This window comes from Flammeovirga agarivorans (genome assembly GCF_012641475.1).
GTDB classification, from domain to species: domain Bacteria; phylum Bacteroidota; class Bacteroidia; order Cytophagales; family Flammeovirgaceae; genus Flammeovirga; species Flammeovirga agarivorans.
In genome coordinates this window covers 54,210-74,707 of sequence record NZ_JABAIL010000016.1, presented here as the reverse complement: position 1 = coordinate 74,707, position 20,498 = coordinate 54,210, and the positions used below count along the sequence as shown (strand labels likewise).

The 20,498-nt window shown below is 38.0% G+C and carries 26 protein-coding genes; all 26 read left to right on the top strand.

Translation table 11 applies throughout. The features are described 5' to 3' along the window. Window positions 1–147: 147 nt before the first annotated feature. The 26 genes from HGP29_RS27275 (at window position 148) to HGP29_RS27160 (ending at window position 20,354) form a co-directional block, all read left to right on the top strand. On the top strand, window positions 148–921 hold the full coding sequence (locus HGP29_RS27275) for a hypothetical protein (protein ID WP_168885648.1): 774 nt from the start codon (window positions 148–150) through the stop codon (window positions 919–921). 74 nt (window positions 922–995) lie between these two features. Then, complete coding sequence (locus HGP29_RS27270) at window positions 996–1,388, top strand: hypothetical protein (protein WP_168885647.1); 393 nt, start codon at window positions 996–998, stop codon at window positions 1,386–1,388. Between the two features lie 3 nt (window positions 1,389–1,391). Further along, the gene (locus tag HGP29_RS27265; protein WP_168885646.1) at window positions 1,392–1,715 is read left to right on the top strand and encodes a MerR family transcriptional regulator; all 324 of its coding nucleotides are present in this window, start codon (window positions 1,392–1,394) and stop codon (window positions 1,713–1,715) included. Between the two features lie 11 nt (window positions 1,716–1,726). Continuing rightward, window positions 1,727–2,080, top strand: coding sequence for a hypothetical protein (locus tag HGP29_RS27260; RefSeq protein ID WP_168885645.1), 354 nt, complete (start codon window positions 1,727–1,729; stop codon window positions 2,078–2,080). Between the two features lie 140 nt (window positions 2,081–2,220). After that, window positions 2,221–2,871: a hypothetical protein gene (locus HGP29_RS27255; RefSeq protein WP_168885644.1), complete on the top strand. Its 651-nt coding sequence runs from the start codon at window positions 2,221–2,223 to the stop codon at window positions 2,869–2,871. 37 nt (window positions 2,872–2,908) lie between these two features. After that, the gene (locus tag HGP29_RS27250; protein ID WP_211093434.1) at window positions 2,909–3,493 is read left to right on the top strand and encodes a DnaA ATPase domain-containing protein; all 585 of its coding nucleotides are present in this window, start codon (window positions 2,909–2,911) and stop codon (window positions 3,491–3,493) included. 332 nt (window positions 3,494–3,825) lie between these two features. Continuing rightward, window positions 3,826–4,770 carry a DnaB-like helicase C-terminal domain-containing protein gene (locus HGP29_RS27245; protein ID WP_168885642.1) on the top strand — a complete coding sequence of 315 codons (945 nt, stop codon included), beginning with the start codon at window positions 3,826–3,828 and terminating at the stop codon, window positions 4,768–4,770. A 304-nt stretch (window positions 4,771–5,074) separates the two neighbouring features. Continuing rightward, entirely contained in the window at window positions 5,075–5,458 is a 384-nt protein-coding gene (locus HGP29_RS27240) for a hypothetical protein (protein ID WP_168885641.1), read from the top strand. 75 nt (window positions 5,459–5,533) lie between these two features. Next, window positions 5,534–5,740 carry a hypothetical protein gene (locus HGP29_RS27235; RefSeq protein ID WP_168885640.1) on the top strand — a complete coding sequence of 69 codons (207 nt, stop codon included), beginning with the start codon at window positions 5,534–5,536 and terminating at the stop codon, window positions 5,738–5,740. 186 nt (window positions 5,741–5,926) lie between these two features. Further along, entirely contained in the window at window positions 5,927–6,868 is a 942-nt protein-coding gene (locus HGP29_RS27230) for a toprim domain-containing protein (RefSeq protein WP_168885639.1), read from the top strand. Window positions 6,869–6,968: 100 nt separating this feature from the next. Then, window positions 6,969–7,835: a hypothetical protein gene (locus HGP29_RS27225; protein ID WP_168885638.1), complete on the top strand. Its 867-nt coding sequence runs from the start codon at window positions 6,969–6,971 to the stop codon at window positions 7,833–7,835. Window positions 7,836–8,123: 288 nt separating this feature from the next. After that, window positions 8,124–10,169, top strand: a complete 2,046-nt coding sequence (locus tag HGP29_RS27220; protein ID WP_168885637.1) for a DNA polymerase — start codon at window positions 8,124–8,126, stop codon at window positions 10,167–10,169. Next, complete coding sequence (locus tag HGP29_RS27215) at window positions 10,157–11,284, top strand: P-loop NTPase family protein (protein WP_168885636.1); 1,128 nt, start codon at window positions 10,157–10,159, stop codon at window positions 11,282–11,284. Before HGP29_RS27220 ends, HGP29_RS27215 begins: the two co-directional genes overlap by 13 nt. Window positions 11,285–11,359: 75 nt before the next feature. After that, a complete protein-coding gene (locus tag HGP29_RS27210; RefSeq protein ID WP_168885635.1) occupies window positions 11,360–11,710 on the top strand; it encodes a hypothetical protein in 351 nt (116 codons plus the stop codon). After that, window positions 11,707–11,856 (top strand): hypothetical protein, encoded by a 150-nt coding sequence (locus HGP29_RS27205; RefSeq protein ID WP_168885634.1) that lies wholly within the window; start codon window positions 11,707–11,709, stop codon window positions 11,854–11,856. The genes HGP29_RS27210 and HGP29_RS27205 overlap by 4 nt, the downstream gene beginning before the upstream one ends. A gap of 94 nt (window positions 11,857–11,950) precedes the next feature. Continuing rightward, window positions 11,951–12,295, top strand: coding sequence for a hypothetical protein (locus HGP29_RS27200; RefSeq protein ID WP_168885633.1), 345 nt, complete (start codon window positions 11,951–11,953; stop codon window positions 12,293–12,295). 64 nt (window positions 12,296–12,359) lie between these two features. Then, entirely contained in the window at window positions 12,360–13,679 is a 1,320-nt protein-coding gene (locus HGP29_RS27195) for an AAA family ATPase (protein ID WP_168885632.1), read from the top strand. Between the two features lie 698 nt (window positions 13,680–14,377). Then, window positions 14,378–15,796, top strand: coding sequence for a vWA domain-containing protein (locus HGP29_RS27190; RefSeq protein ID WP_168885631.1), 1,419 nt, complete (start codon window positions 14,378–14,380; stop codon window positions 15,794–15,796). 31 nt (window positions 15,797–15,827) lie between these two features. Beyond that, window positions 15,828–16,607, top strand: coding sequence for a PD-(D/E)XK nuclease family protein (locus tag HGP29_RS27185; protein ID WP_168885630.1), 780 nt, complete (start codon window positions 15,828–15,830; stop codon window positions 16,605–16,607). 60 nt (window positions 16,608–16,667) lie between these two features. Beyond that, entirely contained in the window at window positions 16,668–17,066 is a 399-nt protein-coding gene (locus tag HGP29_RS27180; RefSeq protein ID WP_168885629.1) for a hypothetical protein, read from the top strand. Continuing rightward, window positions 17,059–17,454: a hypothetical protein gene (locus tag HGP29_RS27175; RefSeq protein WP_168885628.1), complete on the top strand. Its 396-nt coding sequence runs from the start codon at window positions 17,059–17,061 to the stop codon at window positions 17,452–17,454. Before HGP29_RS27180 ends, HGP29_RS27175 begins: the two co-directional genes overlap by 8 nt. A 108-nt stretch (window positions 17,455–17,562) precedes the next feature. After that, window positions 17,563–18,228 carry a RuvC family protein gene (locus HGP29_RS28955; protein WP_235958356.1) on the top strand — a complete coding sequence of 222 codons (666 nt, stop codon included), beginning with the start codon at window positions 17,563–17,565 and terminating at the stop codon, window positions 18,226–18,228. Further along, window positions 18,116–18,394, top strand: a complete 279-nt coding sequence (locus HGP29_RS29140; protein ID WP_394354076.1) for a stage V sporulation protein S — start codon at window positions 18,116–18,118, stop codon at window positions 18,392–18,394. The genes HGP29_RS28955 and HGP29_RS29140 overlap by 113 nt, the downstream gene beginning before the upstream one ends. A gap of 42 nt (window positions 18,395–18,436) precedes the next feature. Further along, window positions 18,437–18,562, top strand: a complete 126-nt coding sequence (locus HGP29_RS29035) for a hypothetical protein (protein ID WP_262889552.1) — start codon at window positions 18,437–18,439, stop codon at window positions 18,560–18,562. 68 nt (window positions 18,563–18,630) lie between these two features. Beyond that, the gene (locus tag HGP29_RS27165; protein WP_168885626.1) at window positions 18,631–19,365 is read left to right on the top strand and encodes a 7-cyano-7-deazaguanine synthase; all 735 of its coding nucleotides are present in this window, start codon (window positions 18,631–18,633) and stop codon (window positions 19,363–19,365) included. After that, window positions 19,329–20,354, top strand: coding sequence for a hypothetical protein (locus HGP29_RS27160; protein ID WP_168885625.1), 1,026 nt, complete (start codon window positions 19,329–19,331; stop codon window positions 20,352–20,354). The genes HGP29_RS27165 and HGP29_RS27160 overlap by 37 nt, the downstream gene beginning before the upstream one ends. Window positions 20,355–20,498: the final 144 nt, after the last annotated feature.

Here is a 20,498-nt window from a genome sequence, read left to right as displayed (position 1 = left end):
AGGCGTGAGAAACCTCTCTCTATATTTTTAAAATTTACTTTAGTTTACATAGGAAGCGGCATCTTCGATGTAAAAACTATAATGACTTATATAAATAATTTAAAGCACTAAAAGTTAGTGCATGTTTCACACAAATATTTTGATCTAATGAAAAAGGGAAAATTAACTCTTCGTTCAAACCTTACAGCAGTATTCCAATCGGGCGTATCAATCGACACGATCCAAGATGATGAGGGAGTAATCTACTTACCTCTTATGGACGTACCTCACCTTGAAAACGCACCTACAGAGTCAGCTCCTAAAGAGGAAAAGAAACCTAAAACACCAACTAAAAAGACGGCGCCTGCGAAAACAACAAAGAATCAGAAGGCTAAGCCATCTTCGAACAGAAGAACTAAAAAACAACAAGGGGACGTAAAGCAAGAGCTTGCAGATGAAATTGCAAAAACGTTTGAGGCATCGGACGATAATTGGGAGACACTTGCAACAGAAATCTTCCAACAATTTGAGGCATCCATTGTAGTTGATGAAGACAAGTTTTTCGAGATCATTCAAATTGAAGACGAGGAAACATCAGAGTTTGAAATGGCTGACATGCTTTTGGGGAATGTAGAAGCAAAAACTAGTGAAGAAGATTCTGAAGTCGAAGAAGGAATGACGGATGAAGACTACTTTAAGCTGGTAGAAGAAACTCTGGGTATCGACATGAACGATGTTGCCAGAGAGGAGACGACCCTTTCAGCACTAGCTAAGGATGACCTTATTGAGATTGAGTTCGAAGGGGAAGTTTGTGTTGGTGAAGTTGTAGGCAAAAAAGCCCGCAAAAACGTAGTAAAGCTTGTTGGAATGGACGAGGAAGTCACTCTCGATTCGAAGAACTGTAAAAATCTAAATTACTTAATCCCTGCAGAAGAGGATTAATTGAAGTAACACACTAGAGGCTACTCTCGGCATGGAGTAGCCTTTTATTTTTTTCACACAAATATTTGATCAAAATGACTGAGAAAGAAAAGGGCATTTTATTAGACTTCTTCGCCCTTAAAGAAGAGGAGAAAAAACTCAAAGCAGAAATCGCTAAACTGAGGCCTTCCATAAACACAATCATTGAGGATCACGGCCAGACGGATGGCAAAGGGGGCATGGTACTAAAAACTGACTCAGGGGTATTAGTTGAATCTGTTTCTACATCTTTAGTTCTCGCAGAGGGAGCTGTTGAGAAAATCTTAGCGGAATTCTCTCCGCAATTCTCAAAGAAAATTTTAGGTGATCCAATTTACAAAGTCAATGCTAAGACTATTACGGGTCTGTTAAATCGAGGGGATATATCACAAGAAAAAGCAGAGGAGCTTTTCGAAGAAAAAACCACGAAGCGATTGACCACGAAATAGTAAATGAAATTTCAGGAAAAACCAAAGGTAGTAATGGTGAATGGCAAAGCTATTTATTGTTACTACCCTCACGTACTTGCATACTCGTTAGGTGTAACTACAAGGACACTAAGAAACTATCTAAAAAAAGGTCTTATTCCTCAATCAAACTTAATGTTAAAATTAGGTAGCAGCAGTGTTCATGCAAAGTTGTATAGTACCTATCTAATAAAACGAGTCAAAGTGATTCGTGATAAGTATGGTAGGTCTTTCGATATAAAAAGTGCACATGTCCAAGCTGACTTAGTGAAGGCTTTTAATAATGAAAGACGATTGTATAACCTTTAAAATTATAGGAAATGGCTGAAAAAAAAGCTCCACGCAGAAGAAGAACTTCTGGCGCTCAAAAAGAGCAGGCATCTACAAATTCTGTAGAGAATCCTAGTACGGTCAGTGCTGTAGGGGACCCAAAAAGAACGGTCACTGTTTCTCAAAAGTTCACTAAAAACTTAGGGAACTATAATTCATTTTCCTCTGAACTTAGCATTACGCTTCCGATAAATCCTACTAAAAGGGATATTCTTGAAGCTACTGAATCAGCAGAAGTTTGTTCTAATCTCGTAAAAACTACTCTTGAGGAACACTTAGCAAAACACATAGATGGTTGGCTAGACTCCTCAAGGGAATATGACAGTGACAATAACATAGGATAGATATGGCTAAGAACTTTAATCTTTTATACGAGTTTAAAACTCTACCGTCCCCAAAGGATTCGAAGCTTATCCGCAGTTTCTACACTGCATTAAGCTTTACAACTCTGATCGGAAAGTCAGAGGTTGTGTGCTGTGACGATATGGAAGAAATCATTCCTGAATTTGGGTCACACATGACTGCTCTTGAAGCAGAAGGGCTTGTAAAAAGCCATGAAGACGGGTGGATGATGGCTTACTATGATAGTACTAGTGATAGCATATCTCCGTTAAATTCTGGGGGAAAGACGATCTCAAAACAAGAGGTTCCCTACCTCCATAAGATATTGCAAGAGTACAATAAGAACATCGGGGCATTACCAAATAGTATGTTGGCGTGTGCTACAATCCTTACAAAGGACATAGCATATATCCAACAAACAGAATTTTTCGATGCAACACTGGGTTACATTGCACTCCTCCTTGGCGACTCTACAGTTTCGAATCCTACAATGAAACAGAGAGGTCAGTTTAAGCAGCTCTTCAAGAGAATTAAAGACAAGGTTTTGTTTTTTAAAATGCTGAATGAATTCCTTAAAAGCAATGAGGCGTATTGGCCTTCTAAACCTTTAAATATCGATAAACTGTTTTTAGTCTCAAAAGAAGTGGAAGCTCATGTTAGAGCAGGCACTTCAGCTTCTACCAAAAAACGCGTAAGAAGAAGAAGCACAGCACACAGTAATAAAGATACTGAAGGATTTAAATCGAGTTCAGAAAGAGGAAAAAAGTATGTACGAAGAAAAGCTCAAAAATAACCTTTTCGAAGTCTGGGGAATACCGAAAAGTTATGTCATGAAGTCTCTTGAAGACTTTTATGTTCACCCTTCAAATGAGGAGTTTTTTGAAGACTTCTTTACACCTTACCTAGACAATTTAGATCAAACTGTGAAACGCCCCGTAGGAATTTTCCTATGGGGTGATAACGGTACAGGTAAAACTCATTTGATGACCTCCCTTTTAAAAGAAGTTTATGAAAAGTTTCCTGGGGATAAGCGAATCATGATGATCTCCGCACAAGACATCATGACACTTAAGACCGCCAATTGGGGAAATACAACAGACAATGTAAACTTTGAGCGCTTCAAAAGGGCTCATAGATGTTGGCACTTGCTAATTGAAGATCTGGGGAAAGAGTATGAAGACAATCAAGGAATCTCTCTTCAAGCACTTGATAGTCTTTTGAGAACTAGAGTTCAAGCAGGATTGGTAACTCACTTTACTTCTAACCTTTCGCCCGAAAATTTGCATGAAAAGTATTCTAGGGATTTTAAATCTCTTGTATTAGAATCTACAGTTCAGCGTAGACTTAGAGGCAAAGATTATCGCGTAAACATCTCTAAAGAAAACTTCGAGTATTTTAAACGATTGAAATCATGAGGATAAATGCTTTAGTTTATCTTAAAAAAGTATTGGTGGAAGACTCTTTACAGGAGTTTTCCGCCTTACCTACAAAATGGCTTTTACCTCACGAAAAAATCGCGTATGAAGCTATTAGGAAGTACTACGCTACACATAGTAGTTTACCTTCAGATAGTTTTCTAGCAGAGGTCGAAAAGCAAACCTACTACGGTAAGGAAGCTTACGCTTTTTTAAGGACCCAAATACATCAGGACTTTTTATCGAGAACTTTAAGAGAAGGGGTTCCTGAAATCCTTAAAGAAAAGGATACTACCAAGCAGCTAGAAGGATTGGCATCTATCCTTGAGAGTGTGAATTTTTCACAGGACTCAGCGATAGAAGCTTTATCCAAAAATTCGCACTCAAGATTTGATGAATACACGGAGGCAAAGTCCAATAAGGGTATTCGTTATCTTCCGACAGGCCACAAACACTTAGATGATGCTTTTCATGGATGGGAGCGTGGAAAAGTATATGGCATTGCTGCACGACCAGGTTTAGGAAAGACATTTCTTGCTTGCGAACATATGGTTCAAATTGACCGAATACTTCCCTATACAAATGCAAAGGGTGAAGTGATAGACGGGGACATTTTAGTGTTTTCGCTAGAATTAACTTTTGACCAAATCATTAGAAGGTTTGATTCTATGCTTTCAAAGGTCAGCTATCACAGACTGAGCAAGGCAACCCTTACTAAAGCAGAAGAGAGAACCTACTCAAGGTATTTGAGAATCTCCGCTAAAAAGTCTCGAATCTTAGTAGCGGATAAGGTTTTTTCACTTGCTGAAATGAAAGCGATTGCATTAGCAAGGAAGCCTTCTATCATTTTAATTGATGGTTTATACCAGGCAAAAGCGATTAGAAAAGTTAGAGGAAATTCAACCCACGAACACATCCTAGCGATTTCAAGAGATTTGAAAATTATGGCTAAGGAAATTGATGTACCGATTGTGTACACTACCCAAATGAACAGAGAGGGCGAAGGATCAAAGAAATTTGATTCGTCATTCGATGCACAAAAGGCGGTAGCATTCTCAGATGCGTTAGTTCAAGATGCTGATGTTCTTTTAGTGGGGTATCAAACACCAGAAATGAAGGTGAGAAATTCTTTCGGACTTCAGTCTGCAAAAACACGAGATGGGGATGAACTTTCATGCGAGTACGAACTTGATCTTGTAGACATGAAATTTGGATATAAAGAAGGAGAAGATTCAGCAGACCCTTCAGGATCAGCAATTCCACATGTAACATTCTAATTATTATGAAATTACCTAAAAGGGTTAGCTACCCAAAATATCCGAAAAAAGGAACTAAAGAGCATGTGAAATCCTCCACTATTACGGGAGTTGTCGGTGGAGTAGTGCATAGGGGTACTCGAATGCAAGAATTCGAAGTTTTTGATAAAGGAAACATACACGGAGTTGACTACTTCGTAGTCCGCACTTTTAGCAGGAAATTTACAGTATCCTATCCTCAACTAGAAGGGTGGAGTGCTGGAGAGTACTCTACTTTAGAGGAATTAAAAGCAGATTTAAAAAACAATATAAAGCAAGTAAAATTATGGATACAGGGAGAATGGAAACCGAGTTCGGAGAGTCAGGAGAAACATTACAGACTGAATTATTTCAACGCCCTAGCAGCGTTAAAGGATATACATATGATCAACTTACTAAACTCTTTGCAGGACTAGTACTCTTAGTAGCGATCATTGCTGCAGGGTTAGTGTACTACTATCCCTCATTATACAAACCAACAATGGTCGTTTTGGCAATAGGAATATTGGTTGGAGTACTTCTCCAAAGAAATGCTGTGATCAGTAATTCAAGGGTTACCGCCACTTCTGCAAAAGTTTTTTCTGCATTTCAAAGGGAACTTAAAAAAGCCCCTTTAGGTGAGATCGCTAGAAACTTGCGAAAAGTAGAAAAGAATACAAGACATAGATAACAATAGGTGTCCACTATTCCGTGCTGTCTGCTATAATATTATAGTATTCAGTACGGATATTTAAACTTAAAAGACATGATGAACATTAAATATAAGGTAAGCCCTATGCCACATACGGGGCAGAGAAAAATTACACTATTTTGGATTGAACCAATAGCATCGCTGATCTGTGAAGGTGCGATTCCTCCAAAATATCAAAACAGTGACAAAGAGGAAATTGAAAAGTATCTCCTTGAGCAAAAGCAGGACTTAAGCACTATCCAAATTACCCAAACATTTTAAGCATGTATACAGAAGGGCTTTCCAATGAGCAGATAATAAATGCATACACTACACTGATTCAAAATGAATCCAGGGTGTCTATAAAAGTTATGAAAATTTCTTTAGAAAGATTTTTTAGGGAGCATGAGTTGAGTTATAAAGATCTTGAAGATTACATAACTCAAACCTTAAATATACAAGAGGTGTATGAGTAGACTACAAGAAATTTTAGAAGAAAATGACCTAAACCCAAAGCTGGCGGGAAATGAAATTCGATGTAAATGCATACACCGAGAAAATCACTCTAGCGAAGGGGGAAAGGGAGACGGTTCTAGTTCTTTGTTCATTAATCCAGCGAAGGGAGTGTATAACTGCTTTAGTTGCGGTGAAGCAGGTACACTCACCCGCTTTCTTGATCATTTAGGCGTTGAGCCTTATGAAGCTTTCGAAATAGTAACAGACTTAAAAGAAGAAGAAGACGTAGCCAAGGTCATACAAGAGAAAGAACCCCTATTGCATGATTGCAGAAGGTTATCGAAAGAGTACCTGAGCAGAGGTTATCGAAGAACGACCCTAAGAAAATTTTTAATCGCAGAAGCTTCGACAGGAGTAACCGCAATACCCTACTTTGAAAATAACAAGGTGGTTGCTATAAAAACTCGTTGGATAAATGCTAAGGGAGATCGCGAATTTCATGTAGAAGGAATTTTAGAACGCAAAAAGTTTCTATACAATCTAGATAAGGTATCTAACGCTAAAAAAATCGCTCTTGTAGAAGGGGAGTCAGATGTTTGGCGATTAGATCAATATGGCATTCCTGCAGTAGCCACTCTAGGAACTTCAGTCACCTTAGATCAAGCACTACTACTACTAGATTTCGAAGAGGTAGTTTTGTTTTTTGACAACGATATAGCAGGCGAAAGTGCTGCAAAAAAATTATACAAGGCGTTAGACAGTCACATAAACATTTCGTTTGCCATTTATTCTTCAAATGATCCAGGAGATTGTAGCGAAGAAGAGGCTCTAGAATGTTATAATAACCCAAGCGATTATTTTGAGTATTCTCTCACGTTAGAGGATACCGATCTTACAGATGCTCAAGACTTTGCCAACAAATTTAATGAGGTTAAAGACATTCCGTTTTTTTAACCTATAGTTTGTTTTTGAAGATAATTATAGTTATCTTTATATCATAAAGCCTACGGCAAAATTAGGCTTTAATTTCACACAAATATTTTAAAATATAAGTATGCGTAGAAGACGTAGTTTAGGAAAAAGTGAGTCGTCAGAAGTGACGACAGTTGCGAAGACAACACCAAGAAGAAGAGGGAGAGCAACAACTTCAGCTCCCCAAAGACCTGAGAGTTACACAGATTCATGGGATGACTTAGTTAACTCAAAAGTGAAGTCTCACTTCTTCAAACTATTTGAGGAAAAAATCTATGAAATGTTTTTACAATCCTCAGATGACCCTCACTCAAACAAATCACAGGCAGTTATTACATGCCAACCAGAAATGCCCTTATCAGTTGATGGGTTTATGTTTTCTTATAAAGACAGTAATGGAAGATTTCAAAAGGAATTCCTTCCACGACAAACTTTTAAAGGAACGCATGAAGAGTGCTTGATGGACACCGTATACAGTGGGCTTAGTCCAGAGCATCCCGCAGTGAAGGGGAAATTAATTTACCCATGTACCCGATTTTTCATAAAGATCCGCGATCACCGTGGAGAGTGGGATAAAGACTCGAAAGAGTTTCTTGACCAAGGAGTTTACCCAGAAAAATACATGGCTCTAAGTTCTGGGGCTTTTGGAGATTTACATGGCTCTTTGAAGTCAGTTCTTGACGAAGATTCGGGAGAAAGAATCATTCAGTTTACTGACGAAGATGGGGATCCAATTCCATTCTGTTTCAAGTATTCTAGAACAGGGGTGAAGACTAACACGAAATATACATATACTGTCGCATACAGCGGTAGTATGCGTAGAGGTTACCGCCCACAGGAACCTATCGATGAGCCTTCTGCATTTCCTCCTTTAGCAGAGATGATGAAAGTTCCGACAGAGGAAAACATCAAGTTTTATTTTGAAAAAATCGGGGTGAATTGGAAGTAATCTGATCACTAAATCTATATATACAAAAACACCCTAGGATAAATGGCCGGCATGCCTCCTAGGGTGTTTTCCACACAAATATTTTAAACCTAAAATAATCTACACAAAGGAAATGTAGTACTACAAGATGTTAAGGTCAAGTCGTACAATGCACTTGCGAGAAGTATTAAATAGTCAAAATATCTTATTTCAAAAGTAAGGAGCGCCCGACTATTTACCTAACATCTCGACATCATCCATGGGTAGAAACGGTTTAATTTAACATATTTTAACCCTATAAATTAATATATGATGCGAAGACAGGTCATTAAGAAACGAACCCAATTAGAAAAATTCGCAAAGGAAGTCGATTTATCTCAAGATTTAGGCTTTGATACGGAGACATTGGGAACTAAGATTGATAGACTACAGATCACAAGCTTACAATTCCATGATAGAGAGAATAAGGTGAGTTGGTCTATCCTTACAAAAGAAAGTACTTTCGGAGAGATTACCTTACGTGATCTAAAGGAAGTGCTTAATCCTATTTTACCTAAAATGAAAATTGTTGGTCAAAATCTAAAATTTGATCTTTGGGTTTTAAAAGTAAATGGTTTGTCTGATCCTATTTTGAAGGATGATACTTTAATTCTCATATATCTAGCTGATGCAACCATATTTACAAAGGCATTAAAAGAGAGACTTCATAAAGATTTATCAGTTCCTAAAACACATATCTGGGGACTTGACGAAAAATGCACAGAAAGGTCAAACGAAGTTTTTGGACTCGGCATCGGATCAAAAGGAAAGCCCCGATCAAAAAAGATCAGTTGGGATTTTATAACAACAAATTGGAAAGCGGTAACAAGGCCCTGTCCTCGATATGACTTAGTAGTTGAGAAGTATGGGAAAACGACCCTAACAGATTTTTGGAATAACTTTCTAGAGCTTTCTGAGGATGAAGAAGTTTGTGACATACCACTGATTACAGAGGAAATCTTTATTGATTACGGATTAAATGATGTAGAATACATCTTACCATTAAGGGACTTTTGGCTTGCTAAACTAAGCCCCAAACAGGTGAAGCTATACGAAGAAATAGAATTACCATTCCTTAAAATACTAGTAAAAGCTTTGGATAAAGGGGCATACATAGATAGACAGCTCCTAGAAAATACGGGTAAAAAAGTAAAAGAGAGTCTTGATAAAATTGAAGTACAAATCTACAATCTTACAGGCATTCACTTTAACATTGGATCGAGCGACCAACTTGCAGAAGTACTGTACCAACGATTAGGATTTCCTATACTCGCAAGAACAGATAAGGGTAAACCTTCTACTAAGGCTTCAGTATTAAAAGATTTAAATAAAACTCACCCACACAAACTTCTAGACCTACTTCTTCAAAGGGCAGATCTTGCAGCACTTTGGAGTAAATTTTATTCAAAACTTCCCGATCACATAGTAAATGATAAAATACACTGCCAGTTTAATCAGGCAATTGTAGAAACAGGAAGACTTTCGTCTTCAGACCCAAACCTACAACAAGTAGTAAACCACAAAGAATATCCTGTAAGGGATGCATTTGTACCCCGACCAGGGTATGCGATGGTTGTATACGACTTTTCGCAAGTTGAACCCCGAATTCTTACACACGCTTCTGGGGATCCTTTTCTCACAGAAATCTACCAAAATGACAGGGACATCTACCAAGAAATAGCAGACGAAATAGGCATTAAAAGATCTGAATCGAAGACACTTGTGCTAGCCATTATGTACGGTATGGGTGCAAAATCTGTCTCAGAAACGCTCGGAATCACTGAGCTTGAGGCTAAAAATTACCTTAATAATTTCTTAGCAAAAATGCCTTCTATTTCTAAAACAAGGAAATCAGTTGAAGATGCTGCAAAAGCTGCGGGTTTCGCTGAAGACATGTTTGGTAGAAGAAGACCACTAAACTTTCACAATAAGGAAGATAAAAACAGAGCTTTAAGACAGTCCTTTAACTTTTTGATCCAAGGAAGTGCGAGTAGTGTATTTAAGCTCTCTACTATCAAAGTGGAGGAAGTAATGAAAAAGTATAATGGATTCATGACAATGTTTGTTCATGATGAAATTATCGCAGAGGTCCCAATAAAAGATGTTTGGAAAGCATCACTTGAAATGAAAGAGGCAATGGAATCTACCATAGCACTTTCGGTTCCACTGAAGTCTGACGGAGGTGTGGTAAAAAATTGGGGAGATGGTAAACGTGAAATCACACTATCTAAACAAGAAGTTGAGGAGCTTATGACTCCTAAGTTGTCTATTCAAGAAATCATCAATCTATCATTAGGATACCAATGTCTGAATTAAACGAATTAATCGGGGAGTTAGCGGAACGTTACGGAGGATCAACGATCATTAGACCAGCTACAGAAACTCCAAAGGTGGAATTTATTCCTACAATGATCCCAACGGTGGATAAAATTTTGGGAGGCGGTGTTGCTATCAATAGGATCACTGAACTGTACGGAGATTTTTCTTCGGGCAAGTCATGGTTGACTTATAATATAATTAGTCAGTTCCAGAGGTTTGATTGGAAAAATAGAATCCCCAATGGAATCAGAAAAATCGATTTTGAAAAGAAGTTGATTAAGGGAAAAGGTCGAAGAAAAGACCGCACAGTATATGACATTAAAAAAATCCATTCGGAAGTAGAGGATGCTGAAACCAAAGTAGTAGTCCTTATAGACTTTGAGAAGTCCTACTCAAAAGAGTGGGGTGAAAAGCAAGGGATTTGGAACGAACACTTAATTCATATTGTACCTTCTTCGCCTGACGAGGCTATTGACATAACTGAGACGTTCCTTTCTTCAAACAGCGTAGGGCTAGTCTGCTTCGACTCAATACATGCTGTTGGGGGTGTAAATGAAGTGAATGAATCTATGGAAAAGAATACCGTAGGTGAGTCCGCTCGTCTTTGGAACAGAGGTTTCAGAAAGTTTCAAGCTGCACTGAATCGTAATGAAGGGGATGATACGACCCTTATTTTCATCAACAGTGCTTACACTGAAATGGGAATGTTTGGCGGTGAAAAAGTTAAGGGCGGTAAAGGTGCTGCCTTTGCAAAGTCGGTATCTCTTCGAATGCAGGGATTAGCTCCCGAAAAATCGAAAGAAGAAGTATTGGGAAAAGAAATCTCTATACATAACAAGAAAAACAAAGTTGCAAAACCTCACCTTTCGGGTAGAATATTTTTATCACTGTCGGACAATGCTCGCGTTCCTTTCGGGACATGTGACCGAACAATGCAGATCATAGAAATAGCAGCGGAAGAAGGTATTGTACAACAATCAGGGGCATTCTTTCAATATGATGGGCAGAAAAAATGCCAAGGTAAATTAAAGTTCGCAGATTGGTTGGAGTCTAGTGGGGAGTTAGAAAAAATCGTAGCAGACGTTTACGAAGCACTTGGAATCACCCTTTAGTAGAATGGCTAGGCATACACTGTCTAGCTAAACTTTCTAATTATTAAATCACACAAATATTAATATTAAACTTATATGAAAAACGTCATTGTCTCAAACCTAACAGGAAAACTGTTAGACGTATTCGACATTTATACTGTAGCAAAAGCGGTAGTAAAAGATAAGGGCTTTGAAGCCAATTTTTTGCTAGTGGAAGAAGGAAAAGAAATTAACAAACGTTCTTACGAGGATATAGAGAATTTCCTTAAGAAGAATAAAGAGACTTTTTTATACACAAAAGTTCGTAAGGAGGAGCTTGACGATGCAATTGATCTTGCAGTACTGATCCTACCAAAAACTTATAAGGAAGATGTCATGGAGGTTATTGACGAAGTAGCTTCCAAGCATGCGTGTATTGGTGTTACATACGAAGGAGTAAGGTCATGAAAGCAGCAATTGAAAAAGAAATAGCATACTTAAAGATGCTTATTGAGGATGTAAAAAAACATTCTATAAAAGAAATGCCTTCAAAGGATATTGTACTTAATAAATACAATACTGAGTTAGGTAAACTACAGCAGTTAAATAAATAAAATCAAAAAGACACACTGTTCGGCATGGGGCTAAGTATATGTGATCCCATATACAATAGGAGTGTCTTTTTAATGCTCAAAAACTTGAAGACTTATGAGGCCAAAATGGATGAACAAGCCTAGGGAAACTACGGTTAGCCGATCTCGAAAACAAGAGAAGAGACTTGCAGAGCAGCTTAAGGCAAAAGAAACTATCGCTTCTGGGGCAGCCTTCGCAGAAAATGATGTAGAGAACGAAATGGTTTCTGTAGAGGCTAAAACTACTTCCAAGAAAAGCTACACGCTTAAGGCGGATACTTTTTTAAAGTGCAAAAAACGCACGAAGCTAGGACAAGTACCTGCAATGATCGTGTACTTTGAGGAGTTTGATTTAGAGCTAACTGTGTTGGAAACTAAACACGTTAGAGAATTTTTTAGGCAATCAATCGGAGATAAATAAGGCATGCTTGTCTTCGATAGCTTTTTTATAATCTAGTATATAATCACAAATATTTTAAATTAATATGAATCAAGAATTTTCAACGGTATCCTTTTCTACGGATACAGGGGCGTTTACTGCAATGCGTGATGAAGCTGTGCAGTGCAACTTTGGAGGTGTTGCTACCACTATCGTAAATGTAAAAGCAGGAGAACATATCGTCCCAAAAAACCAAACTCGCGTAGTTTATTTTGAAGGAGACGTTCAGAAAAACCTAGAGTTTACAGCAGCATTTGAGGATGAAAATTTTTTGAAGAAAAACGAAAAAGCTATTTTCTTAGCCACCCTTCATAGTACGCAGGATGGATCTACTAATGATGGATCACACTACTGCGGGGTACTTTACCTTGTAAAAAACAGCCCAAAGAATTTGGAGTATGATAAAGAAGGCCCCGATAAATTATCTTATGCAAGATCTGTGTTTTATGAGGAAATCTTAAAAGATAAATCCCTTGAAAAGCAGGTAAAAGATACCTTTAGAAGAAAGCTAAAGAAAAAGACATTCATAGAAAGGAAATGGAGTGCATTTAAAAAGATCACTGTAGAGGATGATAAATACTATGCAGATGAATTCTTACAAAAGAGGTTAGTGCACTCTTTTTCTAGAAAGGCAAATTCTCTCTTGGTTGGACATACCGGAACAGGAAAGACGGTGTTAGCCAAACTACTTCTTGAAAAACTAAACATGGAGTATGCATACATCAACATGGGAGCCATGCAAGATGCTATCTCTGGGTTGATTGGTAATCATATCATAAAAGATGGAGAGTCAGTATTTGAGTATTCACCTTTTGTTAAGGCTCTAAAAGATCCTAATGTAAAAGGAATACTGCTAGACGAAATTAGTAGAGCGCCATCTGGGGCAAATAACATTCTATTTCCTGTACTTGATGGAACGGGAGTTATGAAGCTGGATACGGCTTTTGGTGAAGATGCAGGAGAAATTGATGTATCAGATAAAGTATTTATTGCAACAGCTAACTTGGGTGCAGACTATTCAGGGACACATAAAATAGATCGAGCATTGCTTGATAGATTCCGACTGTTTGAGGTAGAATATGTCAAGTCTGATATTGAACAAAAAATCCTCATGTCTAAATATCCTTCACTAGAGGAAAAAGAAGCTCAAAAAATTGCGAGTGTATTTGAGGCAATAAGAGACTTATACCAAAGTGATAGTATATCAACCTTTGTATCTATTCGATACAGCGAACAGGTTGCAGAAATGGTTGCTGATGGGTTTCCATTAATTGAGTCGTTAGAGTCCGTTGTATTACCTCTTTTTGAAAAAGGAGATGGTGGTGAACAGGATCAAATAAGATCTACTTTTCTACTTAAAGCATAATTATGAGAGATATTTTCAACAGAAGCGAAAAGGAAACTTCCTTCACGCATAAGCAAGAAGGGTATGTATCTGCATGGGCTTCAAAGTATAGACATGACTCGTTTTCTACATACCTTATAGAAAACTCGGTTAAATATAGAAGGGTAAAAGAACGATTTGCCTCAGACTCGAAAGTTCGAAATACTAAGGAAGAGAATTTATTCGTCAACGTAATGGAAGATAAGGCAAGAGCCTTACTATGCTCTTTAGGTGTAAGGGCCAATCTTGTTGTAAATCAATTTTCGAATAATTCCTTTACGGACGGCAGCACTATTCAGGTTGGAACAGGTTCGTTAGAATCACCTCCCTCAAAAGAATCGAGTAAAAGGTTATTCGTAGATGGCTTACAAGATATATTTTTAGGACTAACCGTTCACGAAGCATCGCACTGTCTTTATACTCCTATTGGTAAAGAGAAGACAAAGCCAAGGCATCCTTTGGAGCAGAATCTTCGAAACATTTTTGAAGATGAACGAATAGAAAGGATCATGACAGAAGAAAACCCTGGGACCCACTTGTTCATCGAGAAGTTAAAAGAACACTACTTTGGCAGATATGATGCTAAGTGTAAGGATAAGTATAGAGAGTCAAGCCCTCTTGAAAAACTTATAAACTTTGTATTCCTTTCGGTAAGGTATCCCTCAAGAATCCTCCCGATCATGGAGAAGGAACTTGCAACAGAAATCAAAGAATTTGAAAAAATCGTAGAAGGTAAACTTCCCGAAACCTTTGAAGAAGTTTGCGAGTACTCAAGGAAAACCTTTGATTGGATTAAGTCAAAGTTTGAGGATTCCTCAGACTTAAATAATGAATCTAGCAGCGACTCCTCAGAATCAGAGGGAGATGCTTCTTCTGACTCTTCTAATAGTAGCGGTAACAAAAAAGTGTCTGACAAGGGTAAAAAAAGTAAACCTTCAAAAAATCCCGAAGAAGAGAGCGATAGAGAAGGGGACAGCGAATCTCAGACAGAGAAAGATAGAAGTGGGGATAGCGATGAAACAGAAGACTCAAAAGATGGCGAGGGGGGAGACAGTGACAAAGACTCAGATTCAAAACCTGAAGGAGATACCTCCGGAAACGGGGATAGTTTCGAAAATGTAGTGGATAAATCAGAGAATATCAAAGATATTGTTGAAACTCTAGGCGGATCTCCTTCACCTACAGGCGGAGATAATGCAGAAAAACCTAAAGAGCAAAAACAACACATACATATCACATTTAAGGAGTACTCAACTATTGATGGTGTTGTAGTTGTAGAGGGTAAAGAATGTGACAATAGACAGTATAACAGAGCTATTGCAGAAGTTAGAGGAGATGCTCAATTCCTTTCTAGAAGATTAAACGCTGTAGCAGAAACGAGGGAGTATGTTCGTAATTCTCAAAGAACGGGAAAAATGGATCGCTCAAAAATTGCAGAAGTAAAGGCGGGAGTTTCTTCTATCTACATGCAAAAAGAAGTCGTAGAGACGGGAGTAGTTGGTGTTGGAATCCTTGTAGACAATAGTGGAAGTATGAAACTAGAAGAACCAGGAGGAAGAACCCGATCTGATGTAGCAAAAGAAGTAGCACTTTGTATTACGAAGGCTGCACAGTCCGTTCCAAAAATGGAAGTTCGTGTTTGGGCGCATGATACCGCAGAGTCTTATCATGTTTCTGGAGGAGCGACATTGAGAGAGCTTTATACTAGAGGTACAAAAACTCTCAAAAAAATTCCTCAACTAGACCCCGAAGGATCAAATGCAGATGCGGATGCACTGATTAAAACCAAAAAGCTGATGGAGGAGGAATTTGGACAGAACTTTATTCTAATTCTAATCAGTGACGGGGAACCCACGGATGTATCCGTTCAACTGGAAGGTAAATTAAAAACGGAAGATGCTGAGAAGGCATTAAAGCTTTCCGTTGATAAGATAAGAAAAGAAGGGATACCCTTTATTCCTGTCTTAATTGGGCCTGTTAGAGCTGCAAATTATCTGTATGGAAATGGTAAGTTTTTAGATTTTTCGTCTGGGGACTTCTACAAAAGCTTTATTAGATTCTTTACTAAAGAAGTCTCTAAGAAATTGAATACCTATTAGGAATTCAAGATAATTATAAGTATCTTTAACTATGTTAAGGTCAGAAACACTACGCTCATATTTAGAGCGCGGAATTTCTCAATTAAGTATAGAAAAAAAGCAAGCGGGAATAGAAGCTCGCAGATTAGGTCAAAAGATCCTTCTTGGCAAAAGGATTGATGAACACCTTGGAGCAATGCTTCCTGTACTTATGAGAGGAGAGCGAAAAAGAAATAAAGTACATCCGTCAGAATTACATGACGGGTGTTCAAGAAAGTTATGGTATGACATCAACGAAGAGGAGTTTTCGGATTTACCCGACCCGATTCCCGCAAGTCTTCAGTTGACCTTCGATATAGGGCATTTTGTTCATTTATATGTTCAGGAGTGTCTACGTCAACAAGGGATATTAGAAGCAGCGGAATACCCGATAAGAAATCGAAAACGAAAAGTTGATGGTAGAGCAGACGGGATCGTAAATCTGCGTAAAAAACGATACGTCTTAGAAGTGAAAACTCACGGGGATTTTACTACAAAGCATCTAAAATATGCTCCTATTGAAAAGCATGAAGGTCAAGCTTCTTTTTATGCAAATGAGTTGATCCAACAGGGAGAGCAGATTGATGGAATAATCTATTTGTACATCAACAAGAATACTAGTGAAATCAGGGAATTTATTCGACCTGTACGAAAGGATCTTGTTCGAGCTATGAATAAAATTGTTGATGAAGGTTTAAGTAAAACCCTCCCAAGTAAACGCAAATGTAAAGTAAGCGACAGCCAAAGGGCATGCAGCTGTCCCTACAGAACCACATGCTGGGATCAGTCCTAGCATCAAACACACAAATATTAAACTTATATGAAAACCGAAGCAGTAAACAGGTTTAAGAAGTTGTTAGGAACGACTCAAAGAGCGAAACCGGAAGGGGAGTTTACCCACCTTCCTGCCGATTTAAACGAACTCTCTGCTGACGAGATGGGTTCCATGTTAGGCAACTATAACGCTTGGCGTGAATTTGTCGAATCACAATTGATTATGACAAGGGCAGCACTGCAGTCAGAGGAGCATAATTATAATACCAAAAGAGCTTCGTTGATCATATTAGCGAAAGGGAAGTCTGTAAAAGAAAAAGAAGCTTCAGCGGATTCAGACCCCGTAGTTAGTGGGCTTAAGGGAGAACTCCTCCAAACTCAAATTTTATATGAAATGTTGAAGGATAAGCATAGCTCAATCCTCCACTCCTTTGAAGTACTTTCAAGGGAAATTACCCGAAGAAGAAATAATGTTTAAAAAAATTAGATTAGTTGAAGTTTTAGAGGTGTCAAACGCCTCTAAAGCCTCTTTCAATTCATGGTTCCGATTGAAGGAAACTATGAATCTTTTTTTGGCTATTGAGAGGAAAAATAGGTCATCAAAGAGTACTAGAGAAAATCTAGAGAACATCTTTAAGAGAGTAAGGAAGAAAAATGGATTCCTTTCTATTGGAGAGTTGGAGAGAGCGGGAGCCAAATCCGTTTCTTTGGACAAGAAAACAGGGGGATATGGTAATGCTCTTATTGATGTTCGTTTAGCTTCAGCCTTTTTAAATAGGGTATGTCCTGAGTATGTATTGCTGCAGGTGAACTCTATGCAAGATTTTTCTTATTGGTTTAATAACCTAAAAGAAGTAAAAAAGTAGTGTGATAGGGTCGGCATACCTCAATCCGCTATTCCTTTATATTTTGCCTTGTAACGTCACTTACAACTTAAGTAATGAAAATATATCTAACTATATTTTAAATGCGATGTGAGAAGAAATACAAAGCAAATAAAAGCGATTTTAAAAAGTAGAAATACACACAAATATTTAGATCTTATGTTACAAAATGAGGAAATTGCTTTCGTTGGAATTGACCCTGGAAAGAGTGGGGCGATGGCTATTATATATCATGACGAGGTGGTAGTTTATCCCAACCCAACGACTGCAGTAGAGGCATATGCATTTATAAAGGATTTTCAAGAAAATTCTCGCTTAGAAAGAGGGCAATATATTTGTATCATGGAGAATGTACATTCGATGCCCCGCGATGGAAGTAAGCAGGCGTTCTCTTTTGGTGAAAATAAAGGTATAATGAGTTTGATTGCTTATACTCTTTTTGCACGGGTTATTTTTGAAACACCCGCTACTTGGATGAAGCATTTTAAACTCAAAAAGGGTAAGACTGAATCAACAACAAAATATAAAAACAGATTAAAATCCTTGGCGATTTCGTTCTTTACAAATCTGAAGGTAACTTTGAAAACGAGCGATGCATTACTGATTGCACTATACACAAAGGAAAAAATGCACTATGCAAAACATCATCAAAGTATCAACACAGACGAACGTACAAAGGCTCGCAAAGTCGATAGAGCAAGGTCTTCGACAGCAGGAAAGCGTAAACCTCGTCTCCGTAGGAGCAGGAGCGCTTAATCAAAAAATAAAAGCCGTAATCGAGGCCAGTGGTAGATTTTATACAAAAGGCGTTAAGCTTAGTTATAATCACTCTTTCACAAATGTCTCAGACGGAAAGGTAGCAATTAGTACTAAGGTGCTTAAAGAACGAATTGGTTTAATCCAAGCTACTTCTGCCCTCTAAGCAAACTAGAGGAGAAAACGTAAACCTTAATTTTTTGACAAGATGGCAAAATCTAGAGGTAGAGCGGTTGGACGTAGAACTACGAGAAAATCCGGAGGTGCTAAAAAAGGTGCTTCAGGAAAAGTAAAATCTCAAAGAAGTGCTACAGCCCAAAGAGCTAAAGGTTAGCAGGCACTAACCCACAAGCTAAAAGCGCCCCCTAACAATAAGGGGGTGCTGCATAAAAATATTAAGCGATGTCACACAAATATGAACCTAAAGTACTTCTGTATTCAGGAGGCTTTGACTCTTTTTTGCTTAGAAAGCGATTAAGGGAATCACTAGAACCACTCACGCTTTTACACTTCAATGTAGGTGTAGATTATTCAAAAAGAGAACAGGAACAAGTACGTAATCAGATATACGCCCCTAATGAAGATCTTAAGATCAATGATACATTTAGGATGGAGTCTGAGGCAAACCATTATGTTCCTCTTCGCAATATTTATTTTTTCCTCAAGGCTTTTGAGCATGCTCCAAAAGTTTTTGTTGGAACTACAGTATTTGACTTTTTTAGGGACACTAACGAAGATATTCTCAAAGCTGTAGAGAACTTTATGAAGGTATATTATTACAATGTACCTAAACCCGAAAACTGGAAAGGGTTCTCCCCCGAAGTTATTTCCCCGCATAAGGACTTGTCCAAGTCTGAAGCATTAAACCTATGTCTTGAGGAAAATGTGGTTACAGAAAAAGAAATTTCTGAACTCATTTCTTGTTATGCCCCTACTACAGATAAGGGGTGTGGTAAGTGTTCTGCCTGTGTAAGAAAAGCAGTAGCACTTGCTAATAATGATATAGGGATTGATTGTTTCGATCAAGATGTAAAACCTCATATTGAAGCCTTATATAAGGACCAACTTGAGTATATGTCAACTTTCTCACTTTTTGATCAATGGCAGGAAGAGTACGAAAAAGCACTAGACAAATAGTAGCAAAGGAAAGAAAGATTCGCTCAAATAAATCCAAAGAGTTTATCTATGATCCATGTGTAGAACATAGGGTCACCTTTTTTGTATCTACGAATATTCAGCGTATTCATCAACTGTGGAGTTGTGGGATACATGAAGTCTTAGTGTCTTACCATTACATCAAAAAAAATCTAGAAGGTTTTACAGAAATATTATTCTCAGACTTTAAGAAGGATGAAACAAAGAAAAATCTGTTTATGACGGATTCAGGGGCATTCTCATTCTTTAACCAAGATGAAGCGAAAGAGGAATGGTATGATCCCAATTTTTGGATTGGATACATTGAGGAGTATGTGCAGTGGTGTTACGATCATGCAGAATGTCTTTATGTTGTTGCAAATATGGACTTAGACGGATATGTGGGGAGAGAAGTGGTGGATGAATGGAACGAGAAATACTTTAGACCACTTTCGAAGGTGGTTAATGTTTGTTTTATAGCCCATGCGGATACTTTAGGCATACATGGAGATAGGTATGGGTTAAAAAGGCTTGAAGAGTATGCTAGAAGTTTCGACTATGTTGGAGTTGCTTCTGGGATGTCTATTACAAAGTTACTTCCTCAGATACACCAAATTCAAAAAATATACAATGTACCAATTCATCTGTTTGGGTACACGGAAACACTTCCTTCTTTTGATCTCCCAACTTTTGCAGCGGATTCTTCATCTTGGCTAATGGCCGATCAGATGGGAGTTAGCTTTCATGCGGATGGAACAAACTTTATAAGGCTTGACCCCGACATGAAACACTATAGAAAAAGAGAAAAGCATAAACTAAAAAATTGGGGCAATGGAACGATGGATCTCAAAACATTGGTAAAAGGAAGGAATGCATATCATAATAATATTTATGGCGCACAAAGTTGGCTGACGTTTAGAGAGCAGGTGACTAAGAGAGCTAGAATAAAAAACAAAGAGCTGGGAACAGTTTGGAGTCATTGGAAAACCTAAAAACATAAGGATAGATATGGTAGCACTTATATACACATTTTTCGGATTTGTTATCGTCTACGCGTGTTGTGTAGGCTTTGAGATTATCAAATTTCTTGTACTTCAATTCGTACAGGTTTTGTTTAAAAACTTTGTAGCTCTAAT